This is a genomic window from Micromonospora pattaloongensis (genome assembly GCF_900107255.1).
GTDB lineage: Bacteria > Actinomycetota > Actinomycetes > Mycobacteriales > Micromonosporaceae > Micromonospora_I > Micromonospora_I pattaloongensis.
In genome coordinates this window covers 93,233-109,534 of the sequence record NZ_FNPH01000006.1, presented here as the reverse complement: position 1 = coordinate 109,534, position 16,302 = coordinate 93,233, and the positions used below count along the sequence as shown (strand labels likewise).

Genomic DNA, 16,302 nt, shown 5'->3' with positions numbered 1-16,302 from the left:
GTGCTCCTCCGGTTCCGTGTTCGGCTGCCGTTACGTCGGAAATGCGGGCACCGGCCCCACCCAGCGCCGTCGATCTTGCAGTTCTGCCCGCCGATTTGAAGTTGTCCGTCCAGTTTTGCCCCGGCCAACACTGCAAGATCGCGAGTGATTCCGTCACCGGAGGGCGGCCGCGATGGCGTCGACGAGCAGGGCCCCGATCGTGCGCGCCATGGTCGCCCGCGCCGCCTCCACGTCCAGGCCCATCGCGTCGCGCAGCATCGACCACGCCGACCAGGTGCTCGCCAGAGTGAGCGCGTCCAGCAGCTGCTCCCGCCCCTGTCCCGCGTGCGCCAGCTCCGGCGCGAACACGCTCTCGATCTCCGCGCGGACCCGCGCGATGTTGCGACGGCGGTTCACTCGCAGCTGCGCGGAGAACGGCTCCCGCAGCGCGGAGGCGCGCGCCGACGGCGCCAGCATCTCCAGCATCCGGACGCGCTGGGCGCAGAACTCCTCGATCCGGCGGGTGATCGGCAGCTCCGCGGAGATCGGTCGGGCGAGCGCGTCCTGCCGTTCGCTGATCCGCTGGCCGGTCGCGGCGAACAGCGTCTCCATGTCCTTGAAGTTCGTCCACAACGTCCGCAGCGACACCCCGGCCCGCTCGGCGATGCGCTCGCCGGTCGGTTTGAGGTCGCCCTCGTCGATCAGCGCCAGGTGCGCGTCGACGATCGCCCGGCGGGTACGCGCGGCCCGCGCCGCGCGACCGTCCATCCGGGCCGGCGCGGCCGCCCCGTCGACGTGCGGCGGCGCCCCGACGTCGCTCATCTGCTCGTCCCCCGTCCATCACCCCGGCTGACCGGGAAAAAGTGCATCGGAAGTCTAGACCGGTGGCCACCGCGCACCCTGCCAGCGAACCCGCGGCAGCGCGGGGCCGCCCGGCGCGCTCGACGGCCAACCGCCGGGCGAGCGCGTGGAGCGGGCCGACGGCCCGCGGCCCGCTCCACAACCCGGGTCAGCTCGCCGGGACCGCGTCCGCCGGCGGCGTCACCGGCGGCTGGGTGTGCTCCCTGACCTCGCCGTCGCCGTCATCGGTCGTGTAGGTGGCGCCGAAGTAGGACTGCACGCCGCCCTGCACCCGGTTCAACCGCACCCCGCTGTAACCGGAGTGGTCGTCGGCGCTGTAGCGGAACGGGGTGAGGCCGGGACCCTGGAAGCCGCCCTTCTCCACCGCGTCGACCAGCTTCTCGCGCGTGAGGTCCTGCCCGGCCGCGAGCAGCGCCTGCACGAAGGTGTACGCCATGGAGTAGCCGTAGATCGCGTTGCCGTCGAGCGGGTTGGTCCCGTTGTACCGCTGGTGGATCTTCGTGTACTCCCGGATCCACGGGTCGGCGCTGTCACCGGCCATCGGCAGGTAGTAGTTGCCGATCATCCCCTCCAGAATCGCCTTCTTGTCGCCGAGCTGCGCCGAGAGCGTGGTGTAGTCGGCCCCCACGTTCGACACCACCCACTGCGCCCGCAGTCCCTGCCCGAACGCCTGCCCCATCGCCAGCGCGGTGAAGCCCGGAATCGTCGCCGAGATGATCACCTCGCAGCCGGCGGCCTTCAGGGCGCCGATCGCCGGCCCCACCTGCTGGTTGGTGGGCGTGTACGTCTGCTTGGCCGCCACCGGTCCGAGCACCTTCTCCACGCCCAGCAGCGAGTCGCGGCCGAAGTCGTCGTTCTGCCCGAAGTGGCAGACCTTCTTTCCGGGGAACGCCTGCTTGACGTACGTCGCGAGGATCTTGCCCTCGACGGTGTAGTCGGGCTGCCAGCCGAAGGTGGTCGGATAGGTGTCGGGCTGGTTCCAGCTGCGGCTGCCGGAGGCGACGAACAGGTCGGGCACCTTCTGGCCCTCCAGGAACTCCAGCACGTTGGTGTGGGTGGGGGTGCCGAGCCCGCCCAGGATCGCGAAAACCTTGTCGTCGAGGATCAGCTTGCGGACGACGTTCTCGGTGTTGGCCGGGTTGTAGCCGTCGTCCATCACCTTGTAGGTGATCTTCCGGCCGTTCACCCCGCCCTTGCTGTTGAGGTGCGCGAAGTACGCCTTGGTCGCCGCCGAGATGCGGGCGTAGCCGGGCGCGGCCGGGCCGGTGAGCGGCTGGTGCGTGCCGATGACGATCTCGGTGTCGGTGACACCGGGAACGTTGCCGGCCGCGTTCTTCTCGTCGTTCGCGCAGGCCGCCGCGCCGACGAGCAGCGCGAGGCTGGCGGCGGCCGCGAGGCCGCGACGTGCGATGCGGTGCATGGCTCTCCTGTTCATCGGGGCGTGCGGTGGGCGCCGGCGGTCGGTCAGCGGCTCGGGCGGGGCCGGCGCCGCCCGAGCCGTGCGGTGGCCTTACGGACGGCGTCCTGCAGGCCGCCCGGGGCCACGAGCATCACGACGATGAGGATGAGTCCGAACACGGCGAGCGCGAGGTTGCCCTCCAGCCGCTGGGCGAGCCCGCCCGGCAGCGTGAACGCCTCGGTGAGCAGCGCCGGCAGGTCCTGCAGCGCGACCAGCAGCAGCGCCCCCCAGACGGCGCCGGCGAGGCTGCCCAGCCCGCCGATCACGATCGCCATCAGCAGGAACAGCGACAGCTCCAGCGGGAACTTCCCGGACGCGACGGTCGCGGTCAGCACGGCGTACACCCCGCCGCCGAGTCCCGCGCAGCCGGCGCTGACCACGAACGCGAGCACCTGGGTGCGGGCGACGTGGATGCCCGCGAGGCGGGCCGCGACCTCGTCGTCGCGGACGGCGCGCAGCGAGCGGCCGTACCGGCTGCGCACCAGGTTCGCCATCAGCAGCATCGTCAGCAGCGCCGCGAGCAGCGCGATCCAGGCCAGCCAGCGTTCGGGTTGGAAGTACGCGCCGAGGAACGCCGGCGGGGTCGCCACCGGGAACGGCAGACCCTGCTCACCGTTGAACACCCCGGTGAAGATCGTGGTGACGGCCGGGACCAGCGTCGCGACCGCGAGGGTGACGCCGGCGAGGTACGGCCCGCGCAGGCGGGCCGCGGCCAGGCCGATCACCAGCCCGAGAAGCGCGGTGACCGCGACGGCGAGCAGCAGCGACAGCGGCACGCTCCACTGCCCCCGCAGGTCGCGGCCGTCCAGGCCGCGCTGCACGAGCGCCACGGTGTAGGCGCCGGTGGCCATCAGCGCGCCGTGTCCCAGCGAGAGCTGACCGTTCAGACCGACCAGGATCGTGAACCCGGCGGTCACGCACAGGAACGCGCAGACCCGGGCGACCTGCAGGTTGCGGTACGGCTCCAACTGGTTGGTCAGCAGCACCACGGCCGCGCCGGCGAGCACGGCCAGCACCAGGTGGCGCAGCAGCGTGGAGCCCCGTGGGCCGGCCGCGCCCGGCGGCGGGGGAAGCAGCCGGCGCAGCGGCGAGGGACGCGCGTCCACAGTGGCATACGGTGACTGGGTCATACCTGCCTCGCTCGAACGCCGGAGAAGAGTCCGCCCGGGCGGACCAGGAGCACCGCCAACAGCAGCGCCAGGACGGCCAGCGGCGTGGTGTCCGGGCCGAGGTAGCCGGTGACGTACGACAGGATCAACCCGACCAGCAGGCCGCCGATCACCGCGCCGACCGGGCTGTCCAGTCCGCCGACGACCGCGGCCGTGAAGGCGATCACGAACACCAGGTCCATCGCGTGCGGGTGCAGGCCGAGCCCGGTCGGGATCACCAGCATGCCGGCCAGCGCGCCGACGGCGGCGGCCAGCGCCCAGCCGACGGTGAGCATCCGGTTGACGTCGACGCCCAGCAGCCGGGAGACCTCCGGCGCGAACGCCGAGGCGCGCATCCGCAGTCCGATCGGCGTACGGGTGAACAGCAGCGCGAGCAGCACCACGACGACCGCGACCGCGGCGAACACCCAGAGGTCGTACGGCGAGATGGCGGTGATCCCGCCGACGGTGAGCCCGTCGGTGTCGAACGGCGCGGCCGCCGGCCGGTACTCGTTGCCGAAGACCATCCCGAGCACGGCCTGGATCAGCAGCACCAGACCGAGGGCGACGATGACGTCGCCCAGCGGGTTCGCGTGCCCGACGAAACGCATCAGCACCCGCTCGACGAGCGCCCCCAGCAGCAGGCCGGCGAGGACGGCGGCGGCCAGCCCGAGCCAGTACGAGCCGGTGGCCGCGACGACGGCGTAGCCGACGTACGCGGTGGCGACCGCCATCGCCCCCTGGGCGAAGTTGACCAGGCGGGCCGCCCGCCAGATCAGGACCAGCGCGAGCGCGAACGCCGCGTAGACCGCCCCGGTGGACAGTCCGTCGAGGGTGAGGAACAGGAACCGCTCCAACCGCCGATCCTTCCTACGCGTTGGTCAGAACCCGAGATAGGCGTGGCGCAGGTGTTCGTCGTCGCGCAGCCGGGTGGCGGTGGTGGCCGCGGCGACCCGGCCGAGGGACATCACCACCCCCTGGTCGGCGACGGACAGCGCGCTGCGCACGTTCTGCTCGACGAGCAGCACCGTCAGGCCGGTGTCGTCGCGCAGCCGCTGCAGCAGCGCCATGATCTGCGCGGTGACCCGGGGCGCGAGCCCGAGCGACGGCTCGTCGAGCAGCAGCAGCCGGGGCCGGGCGACCAGGGCGCGGCCGAGGGCGAGCATCTGCCGCTCGCCGCCGGAGAGCTGGTGGCCGGCGTGCTGCCGCCGCCGCGCCAGCGGCTCGAACAGGTGGTACACCTCGTCCAGGGCCCGTCGGGCGTCGGCCCGGTCGCGGCGCCACAGCCCGCCGAGGCGCAGGTTCTCGTCGACGGTCAGCTCCGCGACCACCCCGCGTCCCTCCGGCACGTGCGCCAGGCCGCGATGCACGAGACGCTCCACGCGCACGCCGCGCAGGTCGGCGCCGTCGAACACGATCCGGCCGGCGGTGGGCGCCAGCAGCCCGGAGAGGGTACGCAGCAGGGTGGTCTTGCCGGCGCCGTTGGCGCCGAGCACGGCGGTGATCGTGCGGGCCGCGACGCTGAGGCCGACGTCACGCAGGACGGGGACCGCCCCGTATCCGGCGTGCAGGCCCTCGACGCGCAGCAGGGGCTCGGTCATCGCCGCACCGCCCCGTCGGCGTCCGGGGCACCGCCGGACGCGTCCGGCGCGCCGTCGTCGGCGCCCGGCCCGGCGTCCGGAGCGCCGGGTGCGGGGCCGGCCGTCTCCCCCGCTATCACCTCGGCCCCGAGGTAGGCCTCGGTGACCCGCGGGTCGTCGCGCACCTGGGCCGGGGTGCCGGCGGCGATGACCTTGCCGAAGTCGAGCACGACGATGTGGTCGCAGACGGACATCACCAGGTCCATGTGGTGCTCGACGAGCATCACGGAGCAGGCGGCGCCGGTCCGGGTGGGCAGCGTGGTGATCAGCCGGGCCAGCTCGTCGATGTCCTCGGCGCTCAGACCGCCGGCGGGCTCGTCGAGCAGCAGCAGCCGCGGCCGGGCGATGAGCGCGCGGGCGAGCGCGACGCGTTTGCGGACCGCGTACGGCAGCGTCGCCGGGGAGGCGTGCGCGTGCCGGTCGACGCCGAGCTCGGCCAGCACTTCGCGCGCCCGCTCGCGCAGTCGTCGCTCGTCGCGGTCACTGCGCGGCAGTCCGAACAGGGCGGCGGCGAACCCGGCCCGGGCGGTGTGGGTGGCGCCGGCCATCACGTTCTCCAGCACCGACAGGCCGGGGAACAGGCCGACGCCCTGCAGGGTGCGGGCGATGCCGAGCCGGGTCAGCCGGTGCGGCCGGGGCCGGAACGGCCGCCCGTCGAGGGTGAGCGTGCCGCTGGTCGGCGGGACGAATCCGCACACCACATTGAACAACGTGGTCTTGCCCGCGCCGTTGGGGCCGATCACCCCGACGATGCGTCCCGGTGGGACCCGCAGCGACACGTCGTCGAGCGCGACGAGGCCGCCGAACCGCACGCCGACATGGTCGAGCGACAGGGCCGTTCCGTCGGTGGGGGCGTCTTCGGGTGGGCTCATCGTCACCTCTGGACGGACGGCGCGGCGGAGGCTGCGCTGCTGAGAGGTTGCGGCGGAGCAGGTTATTACATCGGGAGTGTAGTTTCCGGCATCCATTCGTCAACGTCTCGTTATGAGCCCGTGATGTCCGGGCAGAGCACCACGCTCAGCGGGACCTTCACGCAGCCGCACCGCCGGAGATGGACAGCACGTCGCGGCCCGGGCGGGAGCCCCATCCGGGCCGCGACGCCGACGTCGCCTCAGGTGGCCATGAAGGCGCGCACCGCCGCCAGCACGGAGGTGTTGCCGAGGAACCCGATGTGGGTCTCGCAAGCGACGTTGTTGTTGGTCGCGCCACTCAGGACGGTGCTGGTGTACGGATTGATGACGCCGTCGCAGGCCGAGTACCAGGTGGCGTACCGGGTCGCGCCCGGCGTCTCGTCGCCGGCCGAGAGCGTGAGCAGGAACGCCGAACCGGGCAGCATCTGCTGGCAGGTGACGAAGACCAGGCAGGCGCTGGCGGCGTAGGTGCCGTGATTGGCGCCCGCCAGCGAGGCGAGGTGCGCGACGTTGGCCGCGCCGCCGAGCTGCTTGACGTACCACAGGCTGACCATGCCGCCCATGGAGTGGTTGACGATGTCCACCTTGGCCGCGCCGGTGCGGCTGCGCACCTGGGCGACGAAGCTGGCCAGGCCGCGGGCGTTGGTGACGTTGTCGCCGTACGAGTTGTACTCGTAGGCGAACAGCTCGCTGTCGCTGTAGCCGCCGGCCCGGAAGACCGAGCGGGCGGTGGTCCAGTTGGACGCGCTGCCGGTGTAGCCGTGAACGAAGATCACGGGCGTCCGCGCGGCGGCCTCCGCGCGCACGGCCGGCACGACCACGACGGCAGTGACCGTCGCCAGCAGGATGGCGAGAATGCGACGCATGGAACCTCCTCGATACAAGGACGGGTTCCTGCAGTGTTTGTGCATTCATCGCCCGTACACATCGGCGAAATCACCAGTGCCGTGAGGTGGGGCGGACCAGCCAGGGGGTCGATCGTTCGCCGCCAGGACTTCCCAACTCCGTTACTCGTGCGTAACACTGTCGCCGTGGTAAGTGCATCCACGGTGCAGCAAGTTCTGCTGCGCGGCCGGGTGCGCGAGCGCGCCGCGATCGTCGCACTGGTCGCCGGGGCCGCCGCCGGGAACGGGGGCGGGCTCCTGCTCGCCGGCGAGCGGGGCTCGGGCAGGAGCGCGCTGCTCCGGTTCGCGGCCGGCGAGGCAGCGGGCCTCACGGTGCTCGCCACCGCCGGCGCCGCAGCCGAGGCGGGGCTGCCGTTCGCCGGTCTGCAACGGCTGCTGCAGCCGGTGCTCGGCGCCGCGCCGGCGCTGCCGGAGCATCAGGCACGCATGCTGCTGCGCGCGGTCCGCGACGGCGACTGCCCGGCCGGCCGGCTCCCGCTCTGTCTGGCGGTGCCGGCGCTGCTGCGTGAGGTCGCCCGCGAACGTGCCCTGCTGTTGCTCGTCGACGACGCGCACCTGCTCGACCCCGCCTCCTGGGCGGTCCTGGAGTTCGCCGCCCGCCGCCTCGACGGCCAGCCGATCGCCCTGCTGGCCGCCGTGGACGACGCACCCGACACCGAAGGCGTCCCCGGCGTGCCCCTGCTCCGGCTGGAGCCGCTGGATCAGCACGACAGCGCGCGACTGCTCACCGACCGGCGGCCCGAGCTGAGCGCCGACGTCGCCCCGGCGCTGGCGGCCACGGCCGCCGGAAACCCGCAGGCCCTCGTCGAGTTGGCCGCCGCCCTCAGCCCCGAGCAGTGTCGCGGCGACGTACCGCCCCCGGCCACGCTGCCGCCGGACGGCGCGCTCCGCCGCGCGTACCGGGCCCGGTTGGCCCGGCTGGATCCCGACGCCCGCTGGCTGCTGCTGCTCGCCGCCGCCGACCCCGACCTCGACGTGCGGGAACTCGCCGCCGCCGCCGACGCCTCGGGCACCGACGTCGCGGCGCTCGAACCGGCCGAGGCGGCGAACCTGATACGCGTCGGCGACCGCCACCTGACGTTCCCCCAGCCGCTGCTGAGGTCGGTGACGTACCACGAGGCCAGCCTCGCGCGCCGTCGCGCCGCCCACCTGCTGCTCGCCCGGATCGTCGGGACCGGGACGCTCCGTGACCTGCTGCACCGGGCCGCCGCCACCTCCGGCCCCGATCCCGCGCTGGCCGACGCGCTGCGCCGGGCGGCGGAAGGGGCGGCGCACGCGGCGGCGGCGACCGCGCTCGAGCGCGCCGCCGAGCTGACCGCCGAGCCCGCCGACGCCGCCGGCCACCTCGTCGCGGCCGCCCGGCACGCGTGGCTCGGCGGCCAGCCGTCGCGCGCCCGGACCCTGCTGCGCCGGGCCGCGCACCGGCCGGCGCCCCCGGCGGTACGGGCCCGCGCCCAGCTGTTGACCGGCGAGATCGAGTTGCGCGGCGGCGCGGTGACGCGGTCCCGGCACACCCTGCTGGCCGCCGCCACCGCGCTGGCCGGCCCCGAGCGGCACCTCTCGGTCGGGGCGTTCATCCTCGCCGGCGAGGCCGCGTGCCTCACCGGCGACCACCTGGGCTACGCCGAGCTCGCCCGGCAGGCGCTCGCGCTGCGCCGCGACCATCCGCCCCTCCCGGTCGCGCTGATGTTCGACCACTTCACCGGAGTGGCGGCGCTGTTCCGCGGCGACTTCCCCGCCGCGCTCGCGCCGCTGCGTCGGGTCCTCGACGCCGCTCCCGGGCTGGGCGACGCGGTCGCGCTGGTCCGCGCCGGCAGCGCCGGTATCCTGGTCGGCGCCGCCGCCCGGGCCCATCAGCTGGCGCTCGACGCGGTCGCGATCGCCCGCGCCGGCGGCGACACGATCGTCGTACCGCAGGCTCTGGAGATCGCCGCGGTCGCCTGCCTCGCCACCGGACGGCACGACGAGGGGCGCGACGCCGCACTGGAGGGGGTGCGACTGGCGCGGATGACCGGACAGTCCACCCTGGCCGACAACCACCTCGGGCTGCTCGCGGTCCTGGCCGCGATCGTCGGCGACCGGCCGACCTGTATCGCCCGGGTCCGGCAGCTACGCATTCAGCCCGCCGGCGCCAACCTGGGTCAGGCCCGGGCCTTCGCGGAGTGGGCCCTGGCCTTGCTCGATCTGGTCGAGGGGCGCCCCGGTCCCGCGTTGGCCCGGCTGACCCGCATCCTCGACACCGGGGGTGGGCACGGCAACCGGGTGATCCAGATCCCGGCGCTGGTGCACCTGGCCGAGGCAGCGGCACAGGTCCAGGCCACCGGCGTCCCGACGGAAGCGTTCGCCGCGTTCGACGGCTGGGCGGCCAGCACCGGCAACCCCACCTGGCTGGCGCTGTCGGCCCGCTGCCGCGCGCTGCGGTCGCACCGCGACAGCGACGAGCATTTCCGCGAGGCGCTACGCCTGCACGAAGCCGGCGACTCGGAGTTCGCCCGGGCCCACACCGCGCTGCTGTTCGGCCAGGACCTGCGCCGGCGACGCCGGCCCCGCGCCGCGCGGGAGCACCTGCGTGGCGCGCTGGAGACGTTCCAGCGGCTCGACGCCGCGCGGTGGGCGGCCCGGGCCGCCGCCGAGTTGCGGGCCGCCGGCGAGCAGGTGGCCCCGCCGACGCGGCCGGCGACGACGGCCGCGTTGACACCGCAGCAGGAGCAGATCGCGCGGCTGGTGGCCGACGGCGCGACCAACCGGGAGGTCGCCACCCGGCTGTACCTCAGCCCGCGCACCATCGATCACCACCTGCGCAACATCTTCAGCCGGCTGGGCGTACGGTCGCGCACCGAGCTGGCACGCCTGATGGGGTGATCGGCGGCGTCCGCGACGCCGTCGCGGACCTAGAGTGTGGACGTGATGTTGCCGGGAAGAGCGCCGACCGCAGGAGTGGTAGCCGTGCTGGCCGTTGCCGCCCCGGCCCCGGCACCGTCACCGTCGCCGGTGGCCGCGGCGCCGGTGTTGACGTCGACGCCGTTCGGCGCCGGTCCCGGTCGGCATGTCACACACACGATCACGCTGTCGGCGACCGGCCGGGGCACGATGTCAGCGGTGCGGGTGACGTTCACGACCACCGTCGACCTCGCCGGCGCCGCCGCGACGACGAGCCCGGGACGCTGTGCCGTCACCAGCCGCACAGTGGTGTGCGACCTCGGTGACCTGCGTTTTCCCGCCGCGCAGCCGCCGACGATCACGATCACCGGTACGGTCGACCGCGCGGCCGCGCCCGGCGCGCTCGTACAGAACCGGGTCAGCGTCGACACCGCGTCGCCCGGCACCGGGCCCGCCGACGCGGTCGCCACCAACGCCTACCTCGTCCCGGGAGCCGGCGCGACGCCGACCGCCCCGCCGAGCCCGGCTCCCGCCCCCGCGACCGGGTGGCGGCCCCGGTCCGTCGCCGGCCCGGCCGCGACGGCCGTACTGGCGTGCGCGGCGCTCGCCGCGGCCGCCCTGCTCCTGCTCCGCCGGCGGCGACGCCGGACGCTGTAACGCCGCGGGCGGGGAACGCGATATTCGGACAGAAGACCGGGACCGAGGTGGGAGTTCGCCGTGACCTGTCCGACATGGCGCACGCGGGTGGCGCTGGTCAGTGGGGTGGCCGTCGCCGTCGTGGCGGCGGTCGCCCCGGTGGCGGACGCCGGCACGCCGCCGCTGCCGCTGCCCATCGGCAGTGGCCCGGCTCGCCCGCCCGTCCCGGCCCCGGCACCGCCCGGGCCGACGCTACCGCTCCCCCTGCCACGGATCAGTGTCGCGCCGCTGGTCCCGCCGCGGCCGGCCGAGCCGACGCCGGCCCCGCCGGTCGGGCGGCCGGGCACGCCGAAGCCGCCCGCGCCGGCGCCCGGTGGCCGTCCCGCACCAGTGTTGGACGACGAAGGGGTGCCCGGCACCGGGCCACACCCGCCCGTGGACCCGGAGAACGCCGGGGAGGTCATTGCCGGTGATCCGGGCGCCGACCTGTATCCCGAGCAGCCGGTGGACGCGGCCACCACGCCGCAGGCGCGTCGGGTCGCCGCGCTGCGGGATCTCCAGCGGCGGATCCAGTACCTGCACAACATCCTGACCCGCACCCGCGACGACCTGGCGGCGCTGGAGCGCCGACCCGACCCGGTGCCCCGGCTGCTCACGGCGTTGACCGGTGCCGAAGCGACACCGGCCCCCGCCCGGTGGGCCACCGCCGCCGCGGCCGACACCCCGGCCGGCCACGCGGTCGCGCTGTCGGCCGCGATCGCCTCCGCCGAGACCGAGTTGACGCGCCGCCGGGAGGAAGGCGCGGCGCTCGAACGGCAGCTGGCCCGCCGCGCGCAGGCCGCGCTGTCAGCCCCCGCCGGGCCGGTCACCGTGGAGCGCGGCCACCCCGGCGGCCGGCTGCGGCGGCCGGTGCCGGGCCCGGTCAGCAGCAGCTTCGGCGTCCGGTTCGACCCGTACTACCACGTCTGGCAGTTGCACGCCGGCGTGGACTTCGCCGATGGCATCGGCACCCCGATCGTGGCGGCCGCGGCTGGCCGCGTCAGCCGCACGGGATGGTTCGGCGGCTACGGCAGGTACACCTGCATCGACCACGGGCGGTTCGACGGCCAACGACTGTCCACCTGCTACGGCCACCAGTCCAAGCTCCTGGTCGCGCCGGGCCAGCAGGTTCGCGCCGGCACGGTGATCGGCCTGGTCGGTTCGACGGGCGCATCCACCGGGCCGCACCTGCATTTCGAGGTACGACTCGGCGGGCGCCCCGTCGACCCCCTGCCGTGGATCTGAGCGGGCAGGACGCCGCCGTTGCCGCGCCCCGTCCAGCACCGGCACGGCCGAAACTCGACCTCGCGTTTACCCTGCTCGGCTTGGTAACATGCCGCCGATCACGCCCCATGTCCTAGGTGGACGCGCCGGTCGACAATCGCAGCGCGCAACGTCCGCCCACCCGCCGACCGAGGTCCCGTCGGCACCGAGCCACCCGCCTGAACCCGCACGTACGGAGGTCTCTCGTGACTGACAACCGGATGACCGACCGCGTCGCGGTGATGCTCAACGGGACGACGACTCCGGACGCGTCGCCCCGGGAGCACCCCCTGGTCACGCCGAACGGCGCCGGGCAGAACCAGGCGCTGCAGGTGCTGACGATGGCGCAGCGTACGGCCGAGGAGCATGTCAGCACCGCGCACCGTCAGGCGGACAAGATTCGCGCGGACGCGGCGGCGGCGGCCGAGCAGATCGCCCGCGACGCCGAGGCGCACGCGCAGAGCGTCCGCCGCGAGGCGGACAAGGTGCTCGCCGAGGCCCGCGCGGCGGCGGAGCAGGCGGCGCGGGAGGCGCAGGCGCAGGTGCAGAAGGCCCAGCGCGACGCCGAGAAGATTCTGTCGGAGGCGCGCGCGGAGGCGGAGGCGACCGCGGCCAAGGCGGAGCAGAACGCCGCGGAGCTGGAGCTGCAGGCCCAGCGGCGGTACGACGACGTCGTGGGCAGCCTGGGCGCCAAGCGCGAGGCGTTGCAGCAGCAGATCGAGGCGTTGGAGCGGTTCGACCGCGAGTACCGGGGCCGGCTGACCGCGTTCATGCAGGGTCAGCTGCGGGCGCTCTGGGTCGACCAGCCGCAGGTGACGGGGGAACTCGACCAACCCGGCCCGGAGTCGCCGGACAGGTCCGGGTCGACGGAGCAGCCGAAGTCCGTCGCGGCGACCGCGCCTGTCCGGGCAACCGCGGGCGTGTCAGCGACGGCGGCGACGCCGGGGCAGCGCCGTCGCCCGGAGCCGGCCGATTCCGAGCCGGTGGCCGCGGCGGCCGCGGCCGTGCCGGGGCAGCGCCGGCGCGCGGAACCGGCGACCGACTCCGGGCCGGTGACGGCGGCGACCGGGTAGCTGTCCGCCGCGGCGCGCGACGATCGTCTGACGCGCGCCACAAAACTCACCGCCCCTGCTCCGCGCCCTGTTCGCGCTGCGCCAGCCGGTTACGGCGCCGGCCGTAGCCGACATAGATCAGCGCCCCGAGGAGCAGCCAGGCGAGGAAGCGCAGCCACGTCTCCACCGACAGGTTCGTCATCAGGTAGACGCAGGCCAGCGCGGAGAGCACCGGGAGCACCGGCGAGAACGGCACCCGGAACGGCCGCTTCAGCTCGGGACGGGTACGCCGCAGGATGGGCACGGCGATGGAGACGATCACGAACGCGCAGAGCGCCCCGATGCTGACCAGGTCGGCCAGCGAGGCCAGCGGGAGGAAGCCGGCGAGCAGCGCCACCCCGACGGTGACCACGGCGGTGATCCGGTGCGGGGTGCCCCACCTCGGGTGGATCGCCCCGACGCCGGGCGGCAGCAACCCGTCGCGGGCCATCGCATAGCCGATCCGCCCCATCGCCACCATCTCCACGAGAATCACGCTGGTCAGCCCGGCGATCGCGGCGATCGACACCAGCACCGCGGCCCAGTGCGCGCCGACGGCGGAGAACGCCGACGCGATCGGCGCGCCCAGGTCGATCTCGCGGTAGTCGACCATCCCGACCAGGACGAACGACACCGCGACGTACAACACCCCGGAGACGGCGAGGGTGGCGAGCAGGCCCAGCGGCAGGTCGCGGCCCGGTCGGCGGGTCTCCTCGCCGAGGTTCGCCACCGCCTCGAAACCGGTGTACGCGAAGAACACCACCGCGGCCGCGGTCAGCACCCCGGCGACGCCGAACACCGACGGCTGCAGACCGAACAGCGCCTGGGACAACGGCTGCGCCAGTCCCGACTCACCGTCCTCGGCCGGTCGGGACGGGGGCAGGAACGGCATGAGGTTCGCCGCCTTGACGAAGAACAGCCCGGCGATGACCACGAACAGGCAGATCGCGACCTTCACCACGACGAGGACGTTCGTCACCCGCGCGGACTGCCGAATGCCGATCGTGGCGATCAGACCGAGAAACAGCGTGATCGCGATGGCGCCCAGGTTGACGACGCTGCCCTCCTCCCCGAACCAGGCGGTGGGCAGTCCGAACAGCTCGGCGAGGTAACCGGACCAGCCGCGCGCGACGACCGCGGCACCGAGGGCGAACTCCAGCAGCAGGTCCCAGCCGATGATCCACGCGACGATCTCGCCCATGGTCGCGTACGCGTAGGTGTAGGCGCTGCCCGCGGTCGGCACGCTGGAGGCGAGTTCGGCGTAGCAGAGCGCGGCGAGCAGAGCGACCACGCCGGCGATCGCGAACGAGACGATCACCGCGGGCCCGGCATGCTCGCGCGCCTCGATGCCGGTCAGGGTGAAGATCCCGGTGCCGATGACGATGCCGACCCCGAATCCCATCAGGTCGACCGGCCCGAGCCGCCGCCGCAGCCGGCGCGGCGCGTCCTGACCGCCGTCGTCCTCGGCCTGCGCGATCACGTCCTTGATCGGCTTTGTCCGCAGCATGGACACCATCACTCGCCCCCTTCCCGGCCGTGCCGACCCGCGGCCCGGACCGTCCCGCCGTCCCGGTCCCCGCCCGGGCCGCGAACGCCGGCGAAATGTCCCCGATGCCTCGGCACAGCAAACGTCGCACTTTCCGCGGCGTGCCACCGCGATCGGCGACCGCCGCACCCGACCGTCGGCACCACCCTCGAGGGCACGGCGCTCGCCCACGCCGGCCGGTCGAGCGGAGAACCGGCGCACGGCAAAGACCAGACATTACGCGCCTGTTACATAGATGGTTCAATAAGCGCGAATAGTTTCATCGCCATCGATCGGACGATTCATTAAGTGACGTCGGATTGGACGGGGGCGGCGATCTCCATGAGATTCCACCGCGCCGCGGGCTCATTCATTGATTCTGATCTATGGCGTTGCTACTGTGGCTGCGTTCGCGCACACATCGCGCCAATCTGGAGGATCCCCCCATGTTCAACATGACGGCTGCGGGCGCGCTGGCATTGTCAATGCTCGCCCCGACAGCCTCCATTGATCAGTCGACGGCGACGGCCCCCGCCGAAAAGATCGTTGTCGACGTGCAGACGGTCAACGGCTCCGGGTGCCGCGCCGGGACGGCGACCGCGACGACCGCCCCCGACAACACGAGCTTCAGCGTCGCGTACGACGACTTCGTGGCGCAGGCGGGCGGCAGCACCCGCGCGACCGACTCGCGGAAGAACTGCCAGATCAACCTCCGGGTGCATCTCCCCCAGGGCTTCACCTTCGCGATCGCCCAGGCCGACTACCGGGGGTATGCCGGGCTCGCGGCCGGCGCCACCGGGGCACAGTTGGCGCACTACTACTTCACGGGAAGTGCGGCCACCGCCGAGTCGAGCCACTCCTTCGCGGGCCCGATGGACGCGGCATGGCACACGACCGACCGCACGGAGGTCGCGGTCTACGCGCGCTGCGGCGCCGACGCCCTGTTCAACATCAACACCGAGCTGCGCGTCGACGCCGGCCCGTCCGGCGCCACCAGCCTTATGACCATGGACGCCACGCGCGCGGGGGTGCGGACCGTGTTCCAGCTGACGTGGAAGCGCTGCGACTGACCCGGAAGCCGACGGCGGCCGCGACCGGTACGGTGGCGGCCGCCGTCGCATATCCGCGACCACTGGTGCAGGCGTTTTCGTCATTTTTCGCACCAGAGTGTCGTGGCATCGAGGAAACCGGCCCTGCGGCAATTGCCGATTGAACACATGCCGCACGTTATATTGACGTTCGTCAATTGATCTGGGACTGTTACGGTGCGCGCGCCACCCCTGTCGGCATCTTCGGGAGGACAGAATGCTGAATCTGTTAGCCGCCGGCACCATGGCCCTGTCAATGCTCGGTGGGCCCATAATCATCCCCACGGATCCGGTGCCCCCGCAGCGGATCGAAATCGACGTCATCACCGTGAACGGTTCGGGATGCCCCGCCGGCACCGCCGCCGTCGCGGTCGCCCCGGACAACACCGCCTTCACCGTCACGTACAGCGAGTACCTCGCCCAGGTCGGGGTCGGCGCCAAGCCCACCGATGCCCGGAAGAACTGTCAGCTCGCGTTGCAGGTGCAGGTGCCGAGCGGCTTCACGTACGCGATCCTGCAGGCCGACTACCGCGGATACGCGTTCCTGGCGTCGGGCGCCACCGCCACCCAACGCGCGAACTACTACTTCCAGGGCAACTCGCCGACCGTCTACAAGAGCCACCCGTTCAGCGGGCCGCTGGACGACAACTGGCAAACGACGGACACCAGCGAGGTGGCGTCGTTGGTGTACGCCCCCTGCGGCGAGCTGCGCTACCTGAACATCAACACGGAGCTGCGGGTCGCCGCCGGCACGTCGGACATCACCAAGACGACCAGCTTCGTGTCGATGGATTCCACCGACGGCAGCATCAACACGACGTACCACTTCGCGTGGAAGCGGTGCAACGCCTGACCACCGCGACCGAGGAACACACCC

At 73.3% G+C, this 16,302-nt stretch carries 14 protein-coding genes; 6 read left to right on the top strand and 8 right to left on the bottom strand.

Going from position 1 to position 16,302, the window contains the following annotated elements:
* Nucleotides 1-153: 153 nt before the first annotated feature.
* The 7 genes from BLW47_RS17475 to BLW47_RS17445 all read right to left on the bottom strand — a co-directional run bounded on the left by BLW47_RS17475 (nucleotide 154) and on the right by BLW47_RS17445 (nucleotide 6,864).
* Entirely contained in the window at nucleotides 154-801 is a 648-nt protein-coding gene (locus BLW47_RS17475) for a TetR/AcrR family transcriptional regulator (RefSeq protein ID WP_091558495.1), read from the bottom strand.
* A gap of 187 nt (nucleotides 802-988) precedes the next feature.
* Nucleotides 989-2,260 carry an ABC transporter substrate-binding protein gene (locus BLW47_RS17470; RefSeq protein ID WP_091558493.1) on the bottom strand — a complete coding sequence of 424 codons (1,272 nt, stop codon included), beginning with the start codon at nucleotides 2,258-2,260 and terminating at the stop codon, nucleotides 989-991.
* Between the two features lie 44 nt (nucleotides 2,261-2,304).
* Complete coding sequence (locus BLW47_RS17465; protein ID WP_091558489.1) at nucleotides 2,305-3,429, bottom strand: branched-chain amino acid ABC transporter permease; 1,125 nt, start codon at nucleotides 3,427-3,429, stop codon at nucleotides 2,305-2,307.
* Nucleotides 3,426-4,304: a branched-chain amino acid ABC transporter permease gene (locus BLW47_RS17460; protein WP_091558484.1), complete on the bottom strand. Its 879-nt coding sequence runs from the start codon at nucleotides 4,302-4,304 to the stop codon at nucleotides 3,426-3,428. The genes BLW47_RS17465 and BLW47_RS17460 overlap by 4 nt, the downstream gene beginning before the upstream one ends.
* Before the next feature lie 24 nt (nucleotides 4,305-4,328).
* The gene (locus BLW47_RS17455; RefSeq protein ID WP_091558481.1) at nucleotides 4,329-5,048 is read right to left on the bottom strand and encodes an ABC transporter ATP-binding protein; all 720 of its coding nucleotides are present in this window, start codon (nucleotides 5,046-5,048) and stop codon (nucleotides 4,329-4,331) included.
* Nucleotides 5,045-5,959 carry an ABC transporter ATP-binding protein gene (locus tag BLW47_RS17450; protein WP_091558477.1) on the bottom strand — a complete coding sequence of 305 codons (915 nt, stop codon included), beginning with the start codon at nucleotides 5,957-5,959 and terminating at the stop codon, nucleotides 5,045-5,047. Before BLW47_RS17450 ends, BLW47_RS17455 begins: the two co-directional genes overlap by 4 nt.
* A 239-nt stretch (nucleotides 5,960-6,198) precedes the next feature.
* Nucleotides 6,199-6,864: an esterase/lipase family protein gene (locus BLW47_RS17445; protein WP_091558474.1), complete on the bottom strand. Its 666-nt coding sequence runs from the start codon at nucleotides 6,862-6,864 to the stop codon at nucleotides 6,199-6,201.
* A gap of 183 nt (nucleotides 6,865-7,047) precedes the next feature.
* Between BLW47_RS17445 and BLW47_RS17440 the strand changes: the two genes are divergently transcribed.
* From BLW47_RS17440 to BLW47_RS17425, 4 genes are all read left to right on the top strand, one after another.
* Nucleotides 7,048-9,765 (top strand): helix-turn-helix transcriptional regulator, encoded by a 2,718-nt coding sequence (locus BLW47_RS17440; protein WP_245736715.1) that lies wholly within the window; start codon nucleotides 7,048-7,050, stop codon nucleotides 9,763-9,765.
* Between the two features lie 84 nt (nucleotides 9,766-9,849).
* On the top strand, nucleotides 9,850-10,440 hold the full coding sequence (locus BLW47_RS17435; RefSeq protein ID WP_139307343.1) for a DUF11 domain-containing protein: 591 nt from the start codon (nucleotides 9,850-9,852) through the stop codon (nucleotides 10,438-10,440).
* A gap of 60 nt (nucleotides 10,441-10,500) precedes the next feature.
* The gene (locus tag BLW47_RS25395; RefSeq protein WP_245736714.1) at nucleotides 10,501-11,703 is read left to right on the top strand and encodes a M23 family metallopeptidase; all 1,203 of its coding nucleotides are present in this window, start codon (nucleotides 10,501-10,503) and stop codon (nucleotides 11,701-11,703) included.
* A 224-nt stretch (nucleotides 11,704-11,927) separates the two neighbouring features.
* Nucleotides 11,928-12,794: a hypothetical protein gene (locus tag BLW47_RS17425; RefSeq protein ID WP_175543677.1), complete on the top strand. Its 867-nt coding sequence runs from the start codon at nucleotides 11,928-11,930 to the stop codon at nucleotides 12,792-12,794.
* A 46-nt stretch (nucleotides 12,795-12,840) separates the two neighbouring features.
* On the opposite strand, the gene BLW47_RS17420 is transcribed toward BLW47_RS17425, so the two are convergent.
* Nucleotides 12,841-14,328 (bottom strand): amino acid permease, encoded by a 1,488-nt coding sequence (locus tag BLW47_RS17420; protein ID WP_245736713.1) that lies wholly within the window; start codon nucleotides 14,326-14,328, stop codon nucleotides 12,841-12,843.
* A 455-nt stretch (nucleotides 14,329-14,783) separates the two neighbouring features.
* On the opposite strand from BLW47_RS17420, the gene BLW47_RS17415 reads away from it, so the two are divergent.
* A complete protein-coding gene (locus tag BLW47_RS17415) occupies nucleotides 14,784-15,407 on the top strand; it encodes a DUF4360 domain-containing protein (protein WP_091558467.1) in 624 nt (207 codons plus the stop codon).
* Between the two features lie 235 nt (nucleotides 15,408-15,642).
* A complete protein-coding gene (locus tag BLW47_RS17410) occupies nucleotides 15,643-16,278 on the top strand; it encodes a DUF4360 domain-containing protein (protein ID WP_091558463.1) in 636 nt (211 codons plus the stop codon).
* Nucleotides 16,279-16,302: the final 24 nt, after the last annotated feature.